The following is a 22109-nucleotide window of genomic DNA, read 5'->3' on the forward strand; positions in this document are numbered from 1 at the left end:
GGGTGGCGCCCGTGGGCACTGTCGTGGTGGGCACCGCGGTGGTGATGGCGATCGGCGGCCCACCGGTGGGCACCGTGGGCCCTGTGGACACCGTGGAGTTTCCACCGGTGGTCACCGTGGCTGCACTGGACACCGTCGCGGTCCCACCGGTGGTCACCGCGACTCCGGTGGTCACCGGGGTCGCGGACGCTGACACCTTGGTGGGCAGCGTGGCGCCGGTGGACGGCTGGGGGACCCACGACCAGACGGCACCGGGGTACGGGGTGCTGGGCGTTCCCCCGACCGACGCGATCCGATCGGCATACCAGGCCGCCGTCGCGGCACTCGCCGCTCGCCAGGAGAACCGTTCCTCCACGCGGCGGCGCCCGGCGGCACCCATCCGGGCCCGCAGGGCCGGGTCGTCGAGCAGGCGGCGGATCGCCTTGGCCAGCGCCACCGGGTCGCCCGGCGGGACGAGCAGCGCCGCCTCGCCGTCCGGGCCGGCGACCTCGGGCAGCGCGCCGGCGGTCGTGGCGACCAGCGGGATCCCGCAGGACAGCTCCTCGACCGCCGGCAGGCTGAACCCCTCGTACAGCGACGGGACGACCGCGACCTCGGCGGAGCGCAGCAGGTCGACGAGCTCCGGCTCCGGCACTCCGGAGCGGAACGTCACCGCGTCCACGAGACCCAGTTCGGTCACCTGGCGCTGGGCCTGGCCACCCTCGCGGACCTTCCCGACGCAGACCAGATGGGCGCCGGGCCGCTCGCGGCGTAGCGCGGCGAGCGCTTCCAGCAGCACGCCCAGCCCCTTGAGCGGGACGTCGGCGCTGGTCACCACCACGATTCGCCCGGGGACCGGGACCCTGCCCGCGGGCGCGGGGGTGAAGATGTCGGCGTCCACCCCCAGGGGCACCGTGTGCATGGACTCCGAGGGCAGGCCCATGTCGGCGATGATTCCGCGCCGTGAGCTCTCCGACGGGATGATGATCCCGTCCAGGGTGCGTGCCACCCGGGCCTGCATCGGCAGGAACGAGTACCAGCGCCGCAGGCCGATCCGGGCCCGCAGGCCGGACGTGGCGTCCAGGCTGAGCCGACGGTCCACCGTGATCGGATGGTGCACGGTGCTCACCACGGGGATCCGGTACGGGCGCAGCGCGGCCCGCAGGGCCACAAGGCCGTAGCCGAGTCCCTGGTTGTCATGCACGATGTCGAACGGTGGCCGTCCACCCGCCGCCCGGGGCCGCAGCGCCTGATAGGCCCGCAGGCTGAACGACAGGGGCTCGGAGAACTGCCCGGTGCGCATCATCCCGAACTCGACGAGATCGGGCACGGAGCGCAGCTCCGACGGTTTCGCCCAGCGGAACGGCTCCGCATCGCCGTAGAGGTCGAGGCTGGGCAGCTCGGTCAGCCCGACACCAGGGTCGAGCACCGGGTATGGCGGTCCGCTGACCACCTGCACGTGATGGCCGAGGGCGACCAGTTCGCGGGACAGATGTCGGACGTACACCCCCTGTCCACCGCAGGTGGGCAGGCTCCGGTACGACAACAACGCGATCCGCAAGTGTGCACCCTCCGTCCGTTCGGGCCATGTCCTGGTCCCTCGACGTTGAGGGGGTCTTGCCTGTGTGACACTAGGACATTCCTGGTTGATCTTCACGCGAATCGCGTAGCGGCAGATTTGCCACGCTGTGTTAATAGGTAGCGACACACCTAAGATCGGTGGGTATTTGTTGGGCCGGTGGGCCGGTCTGTCGCGGCCCACCGGCCCACCGGCCCACTGAGCCCAGTGGGCCCAGGCCGAGCGTCCGCGCCGAGGTCGATCCAGGCCCGACCCTCGGCCACGCGGACCATCCGCGGCGCGCCGCCGGGTTATCCACAGGTCGCCCGGCCTCGAGGCTCAGTCCTCGACGAGGACGACTTCGGAAGGCACGTTTCCCCTGGTCGCGCGGGAGTACGGGCACATCTCGTGCGCGGCCGCGAGCAGCTCCTGTGCGGTGGCGCGCTCGACGCCCGGAATCTGCGCCTCGATCCGCGTGCTCAGGCCGAAGCCGCCGGCATCGTCCGCGCCGATCGAGACGGTCACCGACACGGCGGAATCCTTGACGTCGATCTTCTTGCCTCGCGCGACGGCCCTCAGTGCGCTGTGGAAACATGCGGCGTAACCGGTCGCGAACAGCTGCTCGGGGTTCGTGCCCGGACCGTCATCGCCGCCCATCCCCTTCGGTACGGACAGCTGCAGGTCGAGCCGGTTGTCGCTGGACGCCACCCGTCCCTCGCGGCCGCCCCAGGCGGTCGAGGTCGCCGAGTAGAGCGTGCTGGTCATGCCGCCTCCGAAGTGTGCCTCGTGGTGCCTCGTGGTGCCGTGCGCCGTGGTGATCAGGCGGCGCATAACCGTGGCCGGATCACCGGATCACCGGCCGGGGCCGGCCAACCGAGCCACTTTAGGACACCATGGCGGTACCCTAAAGTGGGGTCGTCCACACATGCCGGTCGCGGATCGGCCTTCGCCACCCGGCCTTCGCCACCCGGCCTTCCCCGTGTTGGCGACCTGGCCCCGGCCACGTCGCCTAGCCTTGGTCACACGGAGACGGGCCACCTGGAGAAGGGCGGCATGGAGAAGGACGACCTGGCTATGGACCACTTGGCGATCGGCGACTCGAAGCCCGGCGACCTGGGGAGGGTCGCTGCGGAGAAGGACGCCGTGGACGAGACCACGGTCACACCCGCCCGGCCAAGGCGGGGACGACCTCGGGACGCGACCATCGACACCCGTGTGCTGTCCGCCGCTGTCGCGGAGCTCGCCGAGCACGGCGTCGGCGGGTTCAGCGTCAACGGTGTCGCCGCTCGTGCGGGTGTCGCGAAGCGCGGAATCTACATGCGCTGGCCCGACCGGGACGACCTGGTCCTGGCCGCGCTCGGCACCCTGGCCGCCGGCCTCGTCCCGCCCCGAACGGGTGGGTTGCGTAGCGACCTGTTGCACCTTGCGCCCTACGTGGACGCGGTGTTCACCGAGCCGCGGATGTCGATCCTCGCCCGGTGCATGGCCGAGCTGCCCCGCTTCCCGGCGATGTACGCGGCGTTCCGCCGTGAGTCGGTCGACCGCTGTGCCGCAGCCATCGAGGACGCCTTCCACGACGCCGTCGCCCGCGGCGAGGCCCGCGCCAACCTCGACACGGACCTCGCGACCGGGGCCTTCCTCGGTGCTCTGCTCGCCCGGCACGCGTTCGGTGCCCGAGAGCCGCTCGACCACGCGGCTTTCCACAGCCGCCTGGTCGACTTCTGCCTCGCCGCCGTCCGGCCCGAGCAGCCCCCCACCGCCTGAAGGAGCGGGCCACCCCCTCCCCGGACGATCGCCGTCCCTCGGTGGGCACCGTCCCCGGGCGGGCACCGTCCCTGAGTGGGCACCGTCCCTGAGCAGGCACCATCCCGCGGTGGTCACCGTCTCTGAGCAGGCACCATCCCGCGGTGGTCACCGTCCCTGAGTGGTCACCGTCCCCGCCGAGTGGTCACCGTCTCTGAGCGGGCACCATCCCGCTGTGGACACCGTCCTCTGGCGGGCACCGTCCCCGGGCGGACATCGTCCCCAGGTTGCTTCTCGTGGATCTGCGGCTCGCGACCGGGTTCACCCGGTGAATCTCACTGTCCGTGATGATTTCGGGGGTGGTGGCGTTGCTGGTACGCGGGGATGTCCCTTCTACCGGGTAATCTGTCCGGTTTGTCCCTTCGTGACCCGGTAGAAGCGACACGGAGGTTTTCCGGGGCGATCCGCCGTCACGCGTAGTGGCGAGGAGGGTGGTAGCGGGTCGGCGGTGCATCGTCCCGCCGTAGGGCCGTAGGTAGGCACCTGTGGGCACCGACGGCCATGGGGCCGCACCGATGGTCACCGTCGAACCTCGACGGGCGTTGGGGTCCCACCCATGGGCACCGATGGCGACCCAGGAATACCGGGAACCAGGTCAGCGATGCCCAGGCCGGGAAATCGTCAGCGATGTGCACAGGCTCCCTCGGCGGGCATGGGCGCCCGAAGCTGATATCCACAGGCTGGGTCGGGTCATCGTCATCGGATCGACCGATGACCGTCCAGGGAGCGCGGCGGAGGCCAGGCCCTGCGGACGGTGCCCACGGATGCGCCTGGTGGCCACCGTGACCACGATCCGGTGTTCTGGGCACGGCGAATCCGGGCCGTATCCGGCAACATCCGGCAACGGTGCCCGTCCACGAGCCGTGAGTTCCGGGTGGGACGTACCACGGTGCCCACCGGTGAAATAGGCGAGCAAGCAACGCCACGGAGGACGATGCCCATCAGGTGGTCACCGTGGCGTCTGGCGAGCGGGCCGCTGCTCGGTGCGTGGTCAGCGTGGGATATCTGGCCTCTCACCCACGTCTACCTGCATGAATGGGAGCCGTGTGGCTGTTATCCACAGCCGGATAATGCGGCCGCTGGTCGGCCGGACGAGGGTGTGGATAACGAGGGCCGACGTGCCCGAGCATCCCGGCCGCGGTGGACGAGCCACGGTGCCCCTCGACGGGCCGGCACGGTCACGGTGCCCATCTGGGCAGCGAAACCCCAGACCGACCTGGGGATGTGAACGGCGAACCGGGCTGACCAGCCGGGCTATCGCGGGTCGGTCGGAGCCGGCTGCACAGCGCAGATGTTGGTGACCGGCTGTGGATGGGACGCGAAACGGCGGGTGATCCAGGTCGTCAGGTCGCTCATGGACGCGCTGAGGATCGTGCCGTGGTCGGCCTGTGGATAACGCCGGTAGTCCACCGTCGTCCCGGCCGAGCACAGCCGTCGCACCGCGCTATCGGTGTCCTGACGGCGGATCACCGTGTCCCGGTCGCCCTGCAGGATCAGCGTTGGCGTCATCCGTCTGGTCACCTCGTCCCGCTGCCGGGCGAAGGCGGCGGCGAACTGTGGCTGGCGCAGGGGGTCCTGGGTGAAGGCGGCCCGGACGTTGACCCCGGTGCTCGCGGTCAGCAGGTCCGGGGCGCATCGGGTGCGGGCGACGGTGAGCAGATGTCGGCCCTTCGGCTTCAGATAGCGAGTGAGGTCGATGCGCGGGTCGGCGTCGGAGGCGCCGATCATCGCCAGTATGAGGTAGCCGACGCCGTCCGAACGCTGTTCCAGTCCGGCCAGCGACCTGGGTAGATCGGCCAGCGGCGCACTCGCGACCACGCCATGTATCCGCAGGTCAGGAGCGTAGGAGGCAGCCTGCGCCCCGGCGGAGAGGACAGCCTGCCCGCCCTGTGAATAACCCCAGAGCACGACGTCGCGCCCGGCACCCGCAGGCTTGATCGCGCGGACGGCCCGGGCAATGTCCAGGACGGCCCGGCCCTCTGGCCCCGCGACGTAGATGGCGTGCTCACCCGGCGTGCCCAGGCCCGCATAGTCGGTCAGGGTGACGACGTGTCCGGCGCGGACGAGGGAGAACATCCAGGCGGCTGCGGCCAGCGGTGGCTTGGCAGCCGACGGTGCGCAGGAATCCGCGACGCCGGTCGTTCCGTGGGCGAACGAGACGACGCGGCGACCACCCGTGGGCACCGTGGTGGCGGATGGGGTCCTCGGTGCCAGGACCAGTCCGGAGACCTGCACCGTCGATGCCCCGAAGGTCCGCGAGCGGTAGACGACCCGCCAGGCACGGATGCCGGCCGGAGCACCGTCAACGGGGATGTACCGGACTAGATCTCCCGGACGGCCCGACCTGGACGCGCCCTTGCCGCCGGTGGCTCGGTCGCCGGTGGCTCGGTCGCCGATGGCTCCGTCTCCGGTGGTACTGGTGCCGTCGGCATCACTGGCACCTTCGCGGGCGGAGGGGGCGCCGAGCGGCTCGCGGCCGCTGGCGGCGGTACCGCCCGCCCGCCCAGATCCGAGCAGCGGAGTCAGCCCGAGCAGCAGGACGACCAACGGCATGCGGATCACCCGACCGCGAGATTCATCGCCCGAGACCATCCGCAGTAAACGCACGTAATCAGCGTATGGTTTAGGATAGGTGACCCCAAATTGGGGTTTGATGACGGTTCGGATCCGGTGATCGGGATCCCCGATGTCCTATGATCCAGATCTCTCGGTAGTTCGGCGCGGCCGGGTGGCGACGACCCGCTCTCGGCCTCTGCCCGAGCGTCGTATCCTGGCCTCTGGCCGAGCGGCGCGGTGTGGGCAGGCCCGAGTTGCCGCGCCCGCATCCATGATCGATCTGTGTCGGCCGCCACCGGCCTGGTTCCCGTCGTTGTGGCTCCAGCGTCCGCGGATGACGTGGCCGTTCGCCGTCGGGCAGCGTCGCGCGGGTGGCTTTCTGGTGGCCGAATCTGTGGACCCTCTGTGGATCTCGGCCGGGTAGCCGTAGGCGATGGTCGTGCAGGGGCGGTGGGTGGATACCCTTACGGTGTCCGCAGGCGGGTGCGGTGCGGCAACCGGCGGTTGCCGCGGTCTGACAGTTCGTCCGTCCCGTCGTCCCAAGACTGGCGGAGGCCCGCTATCGTGACCACACTCGCGTCGAGCACACTGGCGCTCGGACCGGATGCCCTCAGTGCCGACAGCCTGGTCAAGGCGGGTCTGGTCATCGTCCTGCTGATCGTCTTCGCCGAATCCGGCCTGCTGATCGGTTTCTTTCTGCCCGGTGACTCGTTGCTGTTCACCGTCGGCATGCTGATTTCCCGGGACGAGGTCTCCACCCCGCTGCCGTTGGCAATAATCCTCATCGGACTGGCCGCGGTGGCGGGTGACCAGGTGGGATATCTCCTCGGGCGCAGGATCGGTCCGACGCTGTTCAGCCGGCCGAACTCCCGCCTGTTCAAACGGGAACATGTTGAACAGGCGAACGCCTTCTTCGCGAAGAACGGCCCGCGGTCCATCGTGCTGGCTCGATTCGTTCCGATTGTGCGGACCTTCACACCGGTCATCGCCGGGGTCAGTCGGATGAACTACCGCATATTCACGATCTACAACATCATGGGCGGGTTGCTCTGGGGCTGCGGAGTCACGCTGCTCGGGTACTTCCTGGGTTCGGTGGACTTCGTCCACGAGCACATCGAGGTGATGCTCATCCTGGTGGTCGCCGTGTCGGTGCTGCCCATGGCCATCGAGATGCTGCGCGCACGTCGTCGGCGTGGTTCTGCGACCCCCGCTGGCTCTGCGGCCCACGCTGGTTCCACGACCCCGGCTGGTTCTGGGGCCCACGCTGGCAGCGAGTCCGGGGCTGCGGCGGGGTTTCCGCCGCAGCACGGCACGGCCGGCGACGTTGCCTCCGGCGGCGCGCCATGGCCCGGCACGAACGAGGTCCTGGCGGCCGGCGACCGAGTCGGCGTCGGCGCTGCGCCGGAATCCGCCCTGGACGAGCCGCCCGCGGGGCCGCCGTTCGACCCGTCCTCCACAGTGCAGATGCGCCGTGGCGGTGGCCGGCACTCGGCGGCCCATCAGCGCTCCACGGGCCATCAGGCTCAGGGCGGCCATCAGTACGAGGGCAGTCGTCAGTACCAGGCCGACCGTCAGTACGAGGGCAGTCGTCAGCAGCAGGCCGACCACCAGTACCAGGCCGACCACCAGTACCAGGGCGACCAGGAGCGCCAGACGGCGCGGGACTGAATGCGCTGAAACGGTGTGCGCTGAAACGGTGTGCGCCCGACGCCGCGAGGGCCGGGCGCATGGGTGCGACAGGGAGGACGCGCAGACGGGGAGCGGCCTGCCAAGCGGAACGGACACCGCTGGTGGCGGAAGGCGGCTGGTGGCGGAACGCGGAAGGTCCCGGCGGGCTCCGCACCGATACGGGGGGAGTCGGTGGGACGCCCGCCGGGACTCGTCAACGGTATCGGCTCACCGTGCCACTGTCGCCCGTCCGCAGCCCGACCGGCTCATGATCAGAACAGAGAGATGCAGGTAGTGCGCGGGATTTTCGAGAATGTGACGATGGTCTCACGCTATTGAGATGACCCGAACGGAGGGTCAGGGCGCGCCGGGTTCGATCGCCGTGCGGGTCGACCCACAGCACAGGGTCGGATCACTGTGCGGTTGCGACCGCCGCACACGTGCCACGAGCGCCGCACAGGTGCCGACCGCATGGGGGGAGCGTAGAACCTCCAAGTAACGAACCTGTCTCCGCACTGTGATCCGATAGCGACTGTGATCCGATAGCGCAACGGAAGGAAGAACCATGTCCCTGCTCGAACGCGGCACCCCGCCTGACCCGTACGACGTGCTGCCCGTCCGGCCGCTGTTCACCGTCACGAGCTCCGATCTCGTCGACGGCGGCACCGTCCCGCTGGCGCAGGTGCACGACAGCGCGGGCGGGCAGAACCTCTCCCCGAGCCTCGCCTGGTCCGGTGCGCCGGCCGGGACACAGAGCTACGTCGTGACCGCCTTCGACCCGGACGCGCCGACCGGCAGCGGATTCTGGCACTGGGTTCTGGTCGATCTGCCCGCCACGGCGACCGAACTGCCGGCCGGTGCGGGCAGCGGCGACTTCCCCGGGCTGCCCGCCGGGGCGTATCACATCCGAGCGGACTGGGGGACGAAGGAGTACGGGGGCGCCGCGCCGCCGCAGGGCGACGTCCCGCACCGGTACGTGTTCACCGTGCATGCCCTCGACATCCCCAAGCTTGAGATCAACGACGAGGTCTCCGCGGCCGTCGTCGGCTTCAACCTTGTGTTTCACACCCTGGCTCGCGCGGTGCTGCGGGTGACCTACCAACACTGACCACCGCCTCCTCGGGCCGGAGACGGAGATCTCGTGCCGGGCCTCGAGCTGGCGGGTTCCCCGCGTCGGCCCGCGCACACCGGTCGGTACGCGCGGGCTTCTCGTCGGCTCTGCCTCTCGCGCCGGCGGCGGAGTGGGAGGCACAAGGGTGGGGAGGGGACAAGAGTCGTTTCGGTCGCGTTTCCGGCGCGTTCCCGCTGGAAGCGGAGGGTTGCCCCGACCCTGCCAGCCGGCAGGTGCAGGCTTGTGACCGTTTTTCCTGGCATACCTCTGCCGCGTGGGGGGAGTCTGGAACCGACTCACGGTCGGGAGGAACTGCATGGGCGACGGCAGACAACGTAACGATCTCGGCGCGGCGTTCGCGAATGACGCGCGTCGGATCTGGGAGGTGGCCGAGCCGATCCACGCGGTCATCTACTTCCATCCAGCGGTGGCCCGGTTCGGCGCGGAGGCCGGCTGCCACGGTTTCTGGATGAGCTACGTCGGGATGCGGGCCGCCCCGCTCGGCGCGGCCTCGGCAGCGGCGATCACGGCGGCCTTCTACAACTTCTCGCCGCGCCGGATCGCCCGGTCGGTGCCGGACGTGTGGGCCTACTCCTCGCCCGCCCGATTGCTCGACGTCCGGCTCGCGGCCATGGACGCTGTGCTAAGGGAGCTCTGGGGTCTGGAGGCGACCGGGGCGGCGGTGCGCCGGGCGGCGGAGCTGGCCGGCCGAGTGGTCGCCGCCGCGGTGACCGCGGGCCGGCCGCTGGCGGCGGCGAACGCCGTGCTGCCCATCCCCGCCGATCCGCACCTGGCGCTGTGGCAGGCGTTGACCGTCCTGCGCGAGCATCGCGGCGACGGGCACATTGCCGCGCTCGTGCGTTCCGAGGTCGGGCCGTGTGAGGCGCTCGTCCTCGCGTCCGCGACCGGACGAAGTCCCGCCGAACAGTCGCGGATGTCGCGGGGCTGGAGCGAGCGGGAGTGGGCGGGCGCGGTGCGCAGCCTGGCTGCCCGCGGCTGGCTGCATCCGGACGGGTCGCTGACCTCTCTCGGCGCACAGGCCAGCGCCGAGATCGAGAACGTGACCGACCTGCTCGCCGCCGCACCGTACCGCGCGTTGGCCCGCTCGGAATGCGACGAGCTGTACGAGACGCTCTACGGGCTGGCCGACCGGGTGGTGCTCGGCGGCGGGTTCACCTGGCCCAACCCGATCGGGCTCAACTGGCCGCCGCCGTCGGCCATCTCGGTCGCCCGGCTGCGTCAGCCGGCGGAGCTGGGCTCCACCGAGGGGTAGCCGTAGTCACCGGAGAACGGCTCGTCGCCGGCGCCCGGCACGTCGCCGTCCCGATCGACGTCCGCGCCGTCGGCCGGCCGCCGGCCGTCCCCTCGCTGGTGGCCATTGCCGAAGGGGGCACCGCCGAGCGCACCGGGCGGCACGGCGGCCTCGAGACCCGGCGGGTCGAGCTCCGCCGGGTCCAGGTCGTCCGGCGTCAGGTTGATGTCGTCGACCTCGCCGTGCATCTTCGACCCGTTCAGCACGACCGGGATCTCCAGGTCGCCGACGACGTGTTCCACGTAGAACGCCCGGGCGCCGATGAGCCAGAGCGCGAAGCCCGGGTCGAGCCTGGGCAGCAGGTCGGCGGCGACGTCGGTGAGGCCCAGCGCCTGCTGGGTGTCGGCGATCTGGTCGGAGGCCTGCTTGTAGAGGATGCGGATCGCCGTCTCGGCCAGCAGGCCCTTGGCGATTTCGACCGAGTCGGGCGAGGCGGAGAGCAGGTCGGAGATGCGGTGCGCGACGATCGCGTTGGCGCAGCCCCACTGCCGGGCAAGCTTCTGCTGCGCGGACAGCCGGCGGACCAGTCCGGCGAAGCGCATCAGGCGCCAGCACTCGTCATAGACCACGTAGCGCTGCACGCCGTCCTGGCGCATGAGTGCCGCTTCCATCCACGCCTGCGCACAGGTCATGATCAGCGCGATCATCTCGTCGCTGCCCTGGACCCGTTCCAGGTTGAGCACGGCGATGGGGCGGTCGAAGTCCAGCGGGGACGTCGTCGGGCCGTCGAACAGGCCACCGAGCGCACCATGGGTGAGCCGGCGCAGCGTGAGGGTGGCATCCCGGGATGCGTCCCGCAGTTCGGTGGCGGTCATCGGCAGGTTGACGCAGTCCTCGTCGGTGGGGTCGGTCATCGCCTCCAGGACGTGGGGGAGCAGCGGGGTGGCCCAGCGATCCGGGTCAGCTCCGGTGATCTGCCGGGTGACGACATCGAGGGCGAGGTCGACGGCGGTGTGCTCGGCCGGGGTGAGCGGCACGCCCTTCGCCGTCTCGATCAGCGACGACAGCAGGGCGGAGCGGGCCCGCTTGACCTCCCGGGCCCAGTCCGCGTCGGCGATGCCCCGCGGCCGCGGCGGCGCGTCCAGCGGGTTGAGCCGGGTCGCCATGCCAGGTCCGATGTAGGTGGGTTCGCAACCGAGCCGGCGGGCCAGCCGGGTGTACTCCCCCTTGGGGTCACAGGGCACCGCGGCCTGGTAGCCGAACGCCGCACCCCGCGAGATCAGCGTCTTGAGCAGCGCCGACTTGCGGGAGCCGACCGCGCCGAACACGGCGAAGTTCGGGTTCTCGATGACCTGCTGGCGGTAGAGCTGGAACACGTCGAAGTCGAACGAGTTGCCCGACCAGACGTGCCGGCCGATGTACATGCCGGGAGCGTCGAGCCCCGAGTCGACGATGAACGGATAGATGCCGGCGATCTGCGCCGTCGTCTCCATGTGCGCGGGAAGTCGCAGCTTGTGGTAATTGCGTCCGGCGAACTGCCCGATCAGCCTGGATGGCTGCGCGCCGCGGCGCAGCGCTGCCTGGGCCCTGCGCATCGCGGCCTTCTCCGCGGCGGCCGCGGCCTTCTCCTCCCGACGGCTGCGGCGCGGGGACTGCCGCTGCGCCGACCCGCGCGGGTTCGACCGCGGGCGACGTGGTCCGCCCCCCAGATCCACGAAGCCCTCGGCATCCCGGCCTGGATCGTGGGACGTGGCCTCGTAGGCCGCTGCCTGGTAGCCGTCCGGGTCGTAGCCGGCCTCGTCGTAGCTCGGCGGGTCGAACTCGTCGAATCCGATCACCCCGTCGACGTCGTCATAGCCGCCCGTGCCGTCATAGCCGTTTGGGTTGCCATAGCCGTTTGGGCTGCCGTAGCTATCCGAGCCGTCGTCTCCGTCCGGCCCGGTCGCCTCGTACGGCACGCCACCAGGATGCGCTGCGCCGTTGTCATCCGCAGTGCCATCGTGGAACGATGTGTCGCCGTCGAACGAGGTGTGGTTCTCGGGGGACGTGCCGTTGTCGTAGGGCGTGCGATTGTCGCGCGCTGGACTCATGCCACTCCTACTGCCAGGGGTAGCGCGCCGACGCTGAAGCCTTGGTCCTGCTCGCCGACGAGACGCACCATCTCCAGGCGGCTACGCGAGGCCAGGGTCTCGGCCTCACCACAGGCGTCGGCGAGCCCGTCCAGGTCATCCGCGGAAACCGTCACGAACCCGTGAAAGCGAAACGCGCCGAACCCGGCGATGAGCTCCTGCTCGCGGCGTTCGACCTCGTCGGCCTCGGCCACGTCCCGCTGGGTCGTGACCTTGCCGACCTTGTCGCGCATCTGCTGCTCACCGAGGTGTGCCATCCGACGCCGGTTCACCGACTTCTCCGCCTTACGTCCGGGGAGCGGCTCCACGATCAATGACACGGTACGCCGGCAGGTGGTCTCCATCAGCAGGGGGGCGAGGAACGCCGCCGGCGACGGAACACGGGGCCAGCCGTTAATCCAGTACGTGGTGTGGAAACCGGAATCGGTGCGGTAATGGTCCCATGCGGTGACGGTGCGCACCGGGCCGGCGACCGCCGGGTCGATGCCGGACGCGAGGCCTTTCAGACCGCCGGCCAGGTCGGTGCTGGCTCCGCCACGCGCGTCGATCATCTCGATCGAATACGGATCGTACGTGGTGCGGATAACGGCTGCGAGCGCCCGCGGCGGCAGCCAGCCGACGGTGTTGATGGACGCGCGGGCGAGCGCCGCCTCCATGGTGCGCAGCTCACCGAGCAGGACGGCGCAGGCCGCCTGGTCACCACCGCCGGCTCGCTGGATGGCCCGGCGGGCGTCCTTGGCCCGTAGCTGAAAGGACAGGTAGGTCTCGTGCCGTTGGGCGACCGGCCCGGCCGCGTCGATGACTTCCTGGTAGGCACTCGCCGCCCAGGAGTCGTCGTGGTGGCCGCGAACCCGCCAGTGGCGCTGCAACTGGTCGCCGGAGTCGGGCAGGGTGCGTTCCAGCCACTGGATCCGCGAGAGCCGCCCGCCGCCGGAGGTGAGACCGGCGAGCAGCTCGCCCCAGGCGTCGACACGGGCCTGCTGGTCACCGGACTCGAGCAGGGCGAACTGGCTGCCCCGCACCTGCAGAACCGCCGTGTAGGTCTGCCGCTTCGCATCCTTGACGACGGCCACATACCGTCCACCGCCGACCGGTACCGACAGCATCACCAGGGCCGACAGCGGCCCGGGCAGGACCGTACGGCTGAGCTGATCTTCTCCTGCGCCGAGCCGGAAAAACGCGCCGCGGAACACCGTCTCGCCCGTCACCTTCTGCATCGTGAAACCGAACAGGATCGGCACCCACTGGTCGAGGTTACGATCCTCCACCCGGACGAAGGCGACGAACAGCAGGGCCACGGCGAGCAGCACCCAGATCGGGACGGTGATCAGTGGCGACCGCAACGCGCCGAGGACGCAGAGCATCACACCGATCATCAGACCGAGCTGCGGCCAGCGCATGCCCAGCATGACGCCGCCACGTTCGAGCGGCCCGAACCGGTAACTGCGTTCTGCGACCATCGACTACCTCACTTGCCGCTCGACCCGACGCCTGCGTACAGCCTGCTCACCGCCGGCTGGCTGACGGCCTGTTCCACTCTGTTCCGGAGATCAACTGGCTGCTTGTGGGAGCCCGAGTGGGATGCTCACTGACCGCCGGTGCGTGCCGGCGGTGTGGGTGCCCCCACCCGAGGCGGTCGTGACGCCGGTGTGACCGGCGGGCGGGCGGTGGCGGTCGTACCGCTGCGGGGCGCCGCGACCCGTGCCGTTGTGCCACCCGAACGTCCGGCGGCGCCGGTGGTCACGGCCGCTCTGGTGGCGCCACCCACCCGGGCTGGCGCACCTGCCCGCGCGGGCTGGCGCGCGCTCGCGCCGTTGCCGGCGCCGGCGATCGCCGGGGTGCCGCCAGTCGAGGCGACACGTGCCCGTCCGGCTACCGTGCCGCGCACGCTCGCAGTGGCTGCGCCCGTCCGGGCCGGGGCGCCCAACGGCGTTCCGCCGATGCCACGGCCGCTGCGCCCAGCCGCCGGCCGGGCGAGCCCCGGCTGCATGCCGATGCCGCCGCCGATACCGCTACCGATCCCGCCACCGTCGCTACCGCCGAGCACACCCCGGTTGCGCGTTTGCAGCCGGGCGCCGATGCCGCGGAAGGTCTCGCGCGACGTCGAGCCGAGCAGCGCCCCCGCGCCCTGTCCGAAGGACGCCGCACTGCGTCGGCCGGCCGAACCGACCGCGCGCATGAGGTGGACGTCGGCGAATCCCAGGAGATGCATGAGTACGAACGGCGCAAACACCGCAGCGATCATCACAACGGTCCCACTGAGGATCGTCAGTGTCTGATCGACCGTGGATCCGGTGGAGTCACTTGCCATCCCCGCGCCCAACGCGAAGATGGCGTAGATGACTGGCTTCGCGAAGATTAGCGCCAGGAGCATCTCGGTGGCCCGCTTGATCCAGCCGCTTGTTGACATCGTCGGCTGCCCGGCCAGGTAGAGCGGGATGAACACCGCTATCACGATGATGGCGACCTTGCGGATGTAGAGCACGACGAACAGGGCGAACGAGAACATCGCCACCAGTAGTGACAACACGAGGTCGAGCGCGAAATTTCCTTGGTCTGGGAGTGCCCGAAGCTGCGCGACGAGATCGGCGCCCAACGGCTTACCGTCCCCGAAGGCATCCGCCATTCCATCGGACGCGGTAAGGATCATCTGCAGCAGCGCGAGCGCGACGAAGGAACCCATGATCGCCGTACCCGTTGCCGCCCCCGCCCGAGTGAAAATATGCGGGTCTCCGCGAACCGCACCCATAATGCATGCGCAGAGAAACAGTCCCGTAACTATCAGGACCGCGATCCCGAACGCGATGTTGTAGTTCTTGACGACGTAATCGGCGCTGAGGTTGACCGACGTCTTCTGTGCCGCGAAGCTGAACACGGAGCTGGAGAGGTCCGCGGCCATCCCGCAGAACGCCTTCCCCATAGAATCGAAGTAGGCATCCACACTCCCCGAGATCGCACCCTTGATACTGTTCAGGGGGTGGAAGGGGAGGGCATGAACGTTAGTTTCTTCGATCACTGTCCAGCTCCGACCAGGATGAAATCGCGGAAACTTTCGGCTGTCCGTTCGGTTATGGCTGGGGTCCAGGGGCCGTCTTTAGCATCCGTAAGCTTCCAATCCCCTGAATTCCAAACAACTTGACAGTCGTCGGTTCCCCAGCCTTCCCGCGGGGCTAGTTCTGGGTTAGAGCTGTCGTATACGCCGAAGCCAACAATTCCCCAGAGTCTAATGTTGGCAGTATTTTCGTTATATGAGGTTACGCTATAGCCGATAACTCTTCCGATCCAGTTCACCGAAGGCGACTGGAGGGAATTGACTTTGAGATATTCTGCATTTTTTTTATCAACTTCAAGAATTGTATTTGCAATTCTATCGGCGTCGCTTGGTAGTGAGATCGATCGAAACATGTCATGGATGCGCGAAGGAACGCGATTGGCGGGTACTCCCCAGGCGCGATCGTAATTAGCGCATGCGCTAATAGCCCCTGCCTGGTCCCGAGGGTACCCGACGGGAATGCCAAACTCGTTAGTGCGAGTAGGAACTCCGGCGATTTGGCTTCCGCCGTCAGATGTCTGTGCCGAGCTGCTCGCCGATGGCTGTGGGTTGGGGACAAGCGTCGCGGTCGGTGTGGTCACCGCTGGAGAGGCTGTCGATACCGCCGACGGAGCTACAGAGGCGGTGTCGGGGGACTTGGGGTTGTTGGGGACGGCATAACGTCCGACCACCACGCCGACGAGCACGCCGGCCGTGCCGGTGGCTACGATGATGATGATCAGGCGTCTGGCCACGGTTTCGATCACGCCTGGCAACGCCTGCTCCCCTCCCGCGACGGCACGACCATCATCGCAACGTCCGCCCGCGGGTACCCGGGGAACCGCTCAGAAGGGGATTGACGCTGGGGCATGGACCACGCCGGGGACAGCGGCGACGGAGAGTTCGACGGCCGGCGGGCGCAGGTCGCTCAGGTTGGGTTCCGGTGCGGTGGCCGTTGCGCCGGTGACCAGGAAGAAGTTGATGAAGGCGGCGGCGGCGCCGACGAGGAATGCCAGGCCGAAGCCGGCGATGACCCCGCTCTTTCCGACCGTGGACGCGCGTTCGAGACCCATCCGTTCACCGAGCGCCCAGGCGATACCGCCGAGCAGCACGGCGGCGACGGCAGCGATCACCGCATAGGCAGCCAGGCCGTTGACCAGGTCTTTCAGGGCGTTGATGCCGGGCGCTTTCGAGTCGTCCGGCTTCACCTGCACGGCGGCGAGGAAGACGGTCGCCTTGGTGGAGGCGGCGTCGTGGATCATCGCGGTTCCTTTCTCGCGGGCAGGTCTCCGCCCGGACGATCCGGTCCGGCGATCCGCGAGGGCGCCGTGGGTGACCGTAGGTCGCCGAATGATACGCCCATCGGTGCCTTGTGATCCGCAGTAGTGGCCGGTAGGCCGCTGGTCGGGTCGGCCTGCGCACGCACTGTGATCGCTTCGGTGGTGGCGAGTGAGGAAGTGCCTGACGGCCCGGATGCCACTTTCGTGGTCTCTACCTCGGCTTTCGCAAGGATGAACAGGTTTTCGATGGTCGCTGCCGCAAGGCGCAGGTAGGCGCGGCGCGTCCGCCGCCGCAGCCGCGGGATCCGAATCGGTGTGTGCCGGCTCGGATCCAACCGCGGGTCGTAGGGAATGCGCACCAAGGCATCCACCTGACGGCCGAGCCGAGCGGCTCCGGCCCTGGTACGCGGAGACGGCCGACCCCGGCGCGGGGCGACGATGGCCGCCACGATCGGCGTCGTCGCCGTCCCCGGCGGGCGGTTGCCGGCCGACTCCCGAAAGGCCCGCAGCCGCATCACCGTCGCCTCCAGATCGGCAGCCGTGGCAAGGGTGACCAGCACCACGAGGTCGGCTGCCGCAACGGCGGCATCGGTGAGCGGCGCGTCGGTCGGCGCGTCCACGAGGACCAGCGGATAGGAATGCGCGAGCAGGCCGAGGGCCGAACGCAGCCCACTCGCCGTCACGGTCGGTTCGTCGGCGCCGTGGATGACAGGCAGGTCGGCCGAGGCCGCACCCGCCGCCTGTTCCCGGGCGAGATGACCGGCGTCGCGCCGCATCGGCAGCACGTCGAGGTCCCGGGCACTTCCTGACCGCTGCCCACCGATCATCAGCCGCAGTTCGCTGGACGACCCCTCGTCAGCGTGATGGCGGATGACATCGGTGACCGTCGTCGTCCCCGTGGAGCCGACCCGGCTGGTCAACGGGTCGCCCCGCGGCTCGTTCTCGTCCGCGGGCGACGCCGGATCGGCGGGGAGGGCACTCTCGTCGGCGTCGGCCTCACCTGGCCACAGATCGACCGCGAGGACGGGCTGGGCCCGCATACCGGTGAGGGTCAGGCCCATCACCCCGGCGAGCGTCGTCGTCCCCGAGTACGGAAACAGCGATGTCACGGCGATCCGCCACGAGCCGGGCAGCGGGATACGGGACCGGTCCCGAACCGACAGCCGGACGGGGACTTCGTCACGAGGCTCGAGACCGTGCCCGCCGCGCTGTGGGCGGGAACGTTCGGCGTCCGGCAGACGCTGCGCCCCGGGATGCCGCTGTGGTGCCGCCGGCGCCGCCCCGCCCTTCGCCGGTGCGTCCGCTGGTGGCGCTGCCTTCGCCGTGGCGGCCGTTGTCTGCGTGTTCTTCGCCAGGGCTGTCTCTGCCGGGACTGCTTTCGCCGAGGCGAGCGTGGACAGTGGCCCCGCGGCCGGCTGTGAGCCCCCTGGCGGGTCCGCCGCTCCTTCCCGCGTCGGAGCGCCGAAGGTAGGAGCCACAACCTGGGGTTCGAGGCCCTGCGGCCCGACCGCCGGTGGGTGTGCGGCACGCGCGGCGGCCTCGGCGTCGGAAGCTCCGGCGACCCGGATGCCGCCGGGGATCCGGATGCCGCCGGGGACCTCGGTACCTCCGGAGCTCTCGCGACCAGGCGTGAGCGGGGCGGCGTCGAGGCTCGCCGGGTCTCCTGTGCTCGTGGCGGTGCCGGTCGAGGTGGCACCGCCGGGGGGCGGTGCGGGATTGTCGCGGCCCTGCGCGGGCGCGCCGCTCTCCTCGGGGGCGGGGAAAGGACCGGTGATGGCGCTGCTCACAGGGCCGGGCACCACGATCGGGCCGGTCGCGGGGGCGGCTGCCGCCCCGGACGGCCCGCTGGGCTCGGGCCGGGCAACGAGGGGATCAGCCGTGTGGTCAGACGGCGCGGGTTCGAGCGGCTGGCCTGGCCCGGTCGGCTGGAGTCCGGCGGGCATGGCACCTGTGGGCGAGACGCCCACCGACGGTGTCCCATCCCGTGGCGGGACGGCCGGTACCGCGGGAGCCGTGCGCGACGGGGCTGAGGCTCGCGGCGGTCGGCTCCGTCGCGGGCCCGTGCCGCCGCCTGTCTCTGACCCTCGCCCATCGGTTGCGGAGCGTGACTGCTGGTCGGGGCTTCGAGGTGCCGAGGGACCATCCGCGTCCGGCTGGGTTCGCGGGGCGATCGCGGCCGGACGACCCGCGCGCCTCGCCCGGCCACCCCGGGACCGCCCGCCGCCCGTGCTCCCGGACTCGTCGGCCCGGCCGGACGTGACGTCCGCATCGCTTGCACGGTCCGCACCCGGACCATCCGCGGATGTCGCATCATCGAGGTGGAACGCCTCGCTCTGCCACGCTTCGTCGGCTGGTTGAGCCAGGTCGGATCCGGTGCGCCGCCGATGACGTCTGCGCCCGGAGCGTGCGTGGGGAGGTGACTCGGCGTCGTCGCCTGGGGTGGCGTCCGACCCGTAGGGGTCATCCAGCTCGGACATCCGCTGGGTGCGGGAGGCCGTCGACGGAAGGCGGGCTCCTATGAGGGAGACAGGCCGCGCATCGCCTTCCTCACCGTGCGGTGCCTGTGGCACATCGCTCACGCGCCGTCGCCCTCCCGGCTCTCTGATGGTTAGCTAGTGCCAGTTACCGTTACTTACTGTTACTTGCGTTGTGCTGGGGTCGGATCGATGTAACACGAGCTGTTCGAGTATGACAAGCTCAGGTTGAGGCTATCCAGGACACGTGGGTCGGTGTAACTTCCGGAACCGGACATCGTCGGGCCGGACGGCTCGGCCGAGTATCGGGTTGATCGCCAGAAGGTCGGCCATCCCAGATGCTCGGATAATTGGACAGTTCGGGCAATCCGGTAGTTCGGCCATCGAGCGGGTCGGCATACCTCGGTTCGGTCACCGTGGTAGCCGTGGTCACCGTGGTAGCCGTGGTGCGGGCTCCCCGGGCGACGCCCGTGCGGGACGCACGAACGAGACGAATCCGGTAGCGAGACGAACACGTAGTACGACGAACGTCCAGAACGAACGACGAGCGTGAGCCAGGCGTGTCGAGCCGGGGGCGTGCGGAGCCGGGCATGCGAAGCCGGGCGCGCACAGCCACGTAGGCCAGGCACGGGGCGAGCAGAGTGAAGGGAGCGTCGGTGGCGCAGGACGGCTACTCGATGGCGGCGCCTCGAGGATCCGGCCGCTTCGGGCTGCCCGCCGGCGCGGCCGCGCCGCTGCGTGGCGCGCCCGCCGGCATGCCGCCGCTGCGTGCGGCGCCGGGCGGTTCCGGTCGGCCGCGGGCGAACTCGGCCCGGCCAACCGGTACCCCGTCGGCGGCGGCCCCGGCGCCCGGTTCGGCGCCGCCCCCCACGCCGCTGGCACCCGGTGTGGCCGGTGCCACCGCCAGTACCAACGGCGGCGCGCGAGTGACGACCGGCGGCGGCGCCATGGCCGTGACCGGCCCCGCGCCGGCCATGACGACGGCGTCGGCGAGGTCGGTGGCACCCATGGCGCCGCCGATCCGGCCGTCCGACGATGACGACGTCCTGACCGTTGACGAACTGGTCGCCTGGCTCCGGCTGTCCGAGAGCACCGTGCTCAAGCTGCTGTCGGAGCGGGCGATCCCGGCCCGCAAGGTCGGTCACCAGTGGCGGGTGCGGCGTGGTCGCGTCCGGGACTGGCTGGACGGACGCGAATGACCACGCTCGACTCGCCCGCACCCCGCGTGCTGGCACCGCGCGTGGTGACGCCGTGTATGACCGCAACGCACGTGGGATCGGCCTACCGCCCGCCGGTGTGCGGCGGGCGGTAGGCCGGCGACAACGGACGGTTCGACGTGCCGATGACCTCCCGGTCCGCCCGATCCGCGTCCCCTCGTGACGCGGATCGCCGCGGATCTCACCTGGCCGGGCTGGCCATGCTGGCGGTGCTGGTGGTGCTGCCCGTCGGGCTGTCGGGATGCGGATCGTTCGGCCAGCACGACACCCCGGCGCCGCGTCCGGCCACGACCACCGGTCCGCCGCCGGGAGCAAGCCAGGCGCCGGGCCCGCCGTTGGCCACGGCCACCGCGTCCGTCACGACGCCCGCCTCGGGCGGAACCGTCGACCGGACCGATCCGGCGGCGGTGGCCGCCGACTGCTTCACCCGCTGGCAGTCGTTCGACGCGCGTGGCGACGCTGGTCCGTCCGTGGGGGTGGACCGGGCCCGGGGCTGCCTCACCGTGGACTTCGCCGCGACCCTCGGGGCCGGCTCCACCGGCACGCAGGCGGCCGACGGCGGGGGCGCGGACGGCCAGGCCTGGCAGGACATGCGCGCCGCCGGAGTCCACTCGCAGGTCAGCGTGCTCGCGACCACCCCGCTCGGCGGCGTCGACACGACAGCGACCGGCCGGGTCGTGCTGCAGCTGAACGTCCGCCGCACGACCATCACCGGCAGCAAGCCGCCGGTCGTCAGCGTCTCCACTCCTGCTCTCACCCTGCTACGCCAGCCGGATGGCACCTGGCTTATCGCCGGGGCAGATCTCGCGAGCGTCGCCGGCGACGCGCCGGGACGGTGAGCGGCTGATGGCCCGCGGTTTCCCGCCGAAACGCAACGGCCTGATGGTCTGGTTGGGCGTGGCCGCCGCCGTCACTGTCGGCGGGATCATCCTGTTGGTTTCCGTGCTGATCCTCTCGCTTGCCGGGCCGTTCGTCGGCAACCATGGCAGCGACAGCGCGATCAAGAACTCCAAGGGCATTCCCAAGGAGTACGTTCAGATGATCACGGATGCGGCGAACGCCGCTGGCTGTGCCGAGGTGACCCCGGCGCTGCTCGCCGCGCAGCTGCAGCAGGAGTCCGGGTTCAACCCGAAGGCTGCCTCACCCGTCGGTGCCATGGGTATCGCCCAGTTCATGCCTGGCACCTGGGCCACGCACGGCCAGGGTGACGTCTGGAATCCGGTCGACGCTATCCCCGCCGCGGCCCGGTATGACTGTGAGGTCGCGGTGAGCGTCGCCACGGTACCCGGTGACGGCCAGGAGAAAATGCTCGCGGCCTACAACGCCGGCGCCGGCGCCGTGCTGGCCTACGCCGGTATTCCGCCCTACATCGAAACGCAGAACTATGTTCGGACAATCCTCGCCCAGGCACAGGTGTACGGCGATTCCCTCGAGGACGGGGCCATCATTGCGACCGGCTCGGTCGAACCGGTACTCGCCTTCATGGAGTCCCAGGTCGGCAAGCCGTACGTGTGGGGCGCGACCGGCCCCGACACCTGGGACTGCTCCTCCCTCGTCCAGGCTGCCTACCGGACCATCGGCATCAGTCTGCCGCGGGTCACGACCGACCAGCTGGCCTACGGGCCCCAGGTCGCCGGGGTCGATCCGCAGCCCGGCGACCTTCTGTTCACCCCCGGCACGGACGGCACCGACGACGCCCCCGGCCATGTCGGGATGTACATCGGTGACGGACGGGTCATTGCCGCGAAGGGTGCCCGGTGGGGGGTCGTCGAATCCGACATCTCCTCATGGACGACGACCGTCGCGGTCACCCGCCCGCTTGCCAAGGGTCTTTCCTGATGGTCGGAAGTCTTTCCTGCTCACCCGTCAGGCGAGATTCTCAACGAAATCCGACAGGCCGTTCCCGACGTTGCCCGCCAGGGCGACGCCGTCCTGGACCAGGGCCGAGGCGCTGGCGGGGGCGGTAACCATAAAGAAGAGGATGAAAATCCCAATTCCCCACGGCCAGATCAATTTGCTCATGTGGGACCTCGCAGCACAGCCAGCCGGCA

Annotated in this window: 16 protein-coding genes and 1 pseudogene; 7 read left to right on the plus strand and 10 right to left on the minus strand. The window is 70.1% G+C overall.

Going from position 1 to position 22109, the window contains the following annotated elements:
* Positions 1–229 precede the first annotated feature (229 nt).
* Both MXD95_RS16090 and MXD95_RS16095 read right to left on the minus strand, forming a co-directional pair.
* Positions 230–1540 (minus strand): annotated as a pseudogene (locus MXD95_RS16090) (glycosyltransferase family 4 protein); the annotation flags it as partial.
* A 336-nt stretch (positions 1541–1876) separates the two neighbouring features.
* Positions 1877–2302, minus strand: coding sequence for an organic hydroperoxide resistance protein (locus MXD95_RS16095; protein ID WP_250641436.1), 426 nt, complete (start codon positions 2300–2302; stop codon positions 1877–1879).
* 288 nt (positions 2303–2590) lie between these two features.
* Here MXD95_RS16095 and MXD95_RS16100 point away from each other — a divergent pair, with 288 nt between their 5' ends.
* Complete coding sequence (locus MXD95_RS16100) at positions 2591–3301, plus strand: TetR/AcrR family transcriptional regulator (RefSeq protein ID WP_250641437.1); 711 nt, start codon at positions 2591–2593, stop codon at positions 3299–3301.
* Between the two features lie 1293 nt (positions 3302–4594).
* On the opposite strand, the gene MXD95_RS16105 is transcribed toward MXD95_RS16100, so the two are convergent.
* Positions 4595–5893 carry a lipase family protein gene (locus tag MXD95_RS16105; RefSeq protein WP_250641438.1) on the minus strand — a complete coding sequence of 433 codons (1299 nt, stop codon included), beginning with the start codon at positions 5891–5893 and terminating at the stop codon, positions 4595–4597.
* Between the two features lie 567 nt (positions 5894–6460).
* On the opposite strand from MXD95_RS16105, the gene MXD95_RS16110 reads away from it, so the two are divergent.
* From MXD95_RS16110 to MXD95_RS16120, 3 genes are all read left to right on the plus strand, one after another.
* Entirely contained in the window at positions 6461–7564 is a 1104-nt protein-coding gene (locus tag MXD95_RS16110) for a VTT domain-containing protein (protein WP_250641439.1), read from the plus strand.
* A gap of 565 nt (positions 7565–8129) precedes the next feature.
* Positions 8130–8672, plus strand: coding sequence for a YbhB/YbcL family Raf kinase inhibitor-like protein (locus MXD95_RS16115; RefSeq protein WP_250641440.1), 543 nt, complete (start codon positions 8130–8132; stop codon positions 8670–8672).
* A 319-nt stretch (positions 8673–8991) separates the two neighbouring features.
* Positions 8992–9948 carry an SCO6745 family protein gene (locus MXD95_RS16120; protein ID WP_250641441.1) on the plus strand — a complete coding sequence of 319 codons (957 nt, stop codon included), beginning with the start codon at positions 8992–8994 and terminating at the stop codon, positions 9946–9948.
* On the opposite strand, the gene MXD95_RS16125 is transcribed toward MXD95_RS16120, so the two are convergent.
* The 6 genes from MXD95_RS16125 to MXD95_RS16150 form a co-directional block, all read right to left on the minus strand.
* Positions 9915–12017, minus strand: a complete 2103-nt coding sequence (locus MXD95_RS16125; RefSeq protein ID WP_250641442.1) for a putative type IV secretion/conjugal transfer ATPase — start codon at positions 12015–12017, stop codon at positions 9915–9917. The two genes, MXD95_RS16120 and MXD95_RS16125, sit on opposite strands and share 34 nt — an antisense overlap.
* Positions 12014–13516, minus strand: a complete 1503-nt coding sequence (locus tag MXD95_RS16130) for an SCO6880 family protein (RefSeq protein ID WP_250641443.1) — start codon at positions 13514–13516, stop codon at positions 12014–12016. The genes MXD95_RS16125 and MXD95_RS16130 overlap by 4 nt, the downstream gene beginning before the upstream one ends.
* A gap of 125 nt (positions 13517–13641) precedes the next feature.
* Positions 13642–15072: a hypothetical protein gene (locus MXD95_RS16135; RefSeq protein WP_462167309.1), complete on the minus strand. Its 1431-nt coding sequence runs from the start codon at positions 15070–15072 to the stop codon at positions 13642–13644.
* Complete coding sequence (locus MXD95_RS16140) at positions 15069–15854, minus strand: hypothetical protein (protein ID WP_250641444.1); 786 nt, start codon at positions 15852–15854, stop codon at positions 15069–15071. The genes MXD95_RS16135 and MXD95_RS16140 overlap by 4 nt, the downstream gene beginning before the upstream one ends.
* A gap of 78 nt (positions 15855–15932) precedes the next feature.
* Entirely contained in the window at positions 15933–16349 is a 417-nt protein-coding gene (locus MXD95_RS16145; RefSeq protein WP_250641445.1) for a DUF6112 family protein, read from the minus strand.
* Complete coding sequence (locus tag MXD95_RS16150; RefSeq protein ID WP_250641446.1) at positions 16346–18154, minus strand: hypothetical protein; 1809 nt, start codon at positions 18152–18154, stop codon at positions 16346–16348. Before MXD95_RS16150 ends, MXD95_RS16145 begins: the two co-directional genes overlap by 4 nt.
* A gap of 1343 nt (positions 18155–19497) precedes the next feature.
* Between MXD95_RS16150 and MXD95_RS29320 the strand changes: the two genes are divergently transcribed.
* The 3 genes from MXD95_RS29320 to MXD95_RS16165 all read left to right on the plus strand — a co-directional run bounded on the left by MXD95_RS29320 (position 19498) and on the right by MXD95_RS16165 (position 21897).
* The gene (locus MXD95_RS29320; protein ID WP_250641447.1) at positions 19498–20040 is read left to right on the plus strand and encodes a helix-turn-helix domain-containing protein; all 543 of its coding nucleotides are present in this window, start codon (positions 19498–19500) and stop codon (positions 20038–20040) included.
* 143 nt (positions 20041–20183) lie between these two features.
* Positions 20184–20897, plus strand: a complete 714-nt coding sequence (locus MXD95_RS16160) for a hypothetical protein (RefSeq protein WP_250641448.1) — start codon at positions 20184–20186, stop codon at positions 20895–20897.
* Between the two features lie 7 nt (positions 20898–20904).
* A complete protein-coding gene (locus MXD95_RS16165; RefSeq protein ID WP_250641449.1) occupies positions 20905–21897 on the plus strand; it encodes a bifunctional lytic transglycosylase/C40 family peptidase in 993 nt (330 codons plus the stop codon).
* Between the two features lie 27 nt (positions 21898–21924).
* On the opposite strand, the gene MXD95_RS16170 is transcribed toward MXD95_RS16165, so the two are convergent.
* Positions 21925–22080, minus strand: coding sequence for a hypothetical protein (locus MXD95_RS16170; RefSeq protein WP_250641450.1), 156 nt, complete (start codon positions 22078–22080; stop codon positions 21925–21927).
* Positions 22081–22109 lie beyond the last annotated feature (29 nt).

The organism is Frankia sp. AiPa1 (assembly GCF_023243075.1).
Lineage (GTDB): Bacteria > Actinomycetota > Actinomycetes > Frankiales > Frankiaceae > Frankia.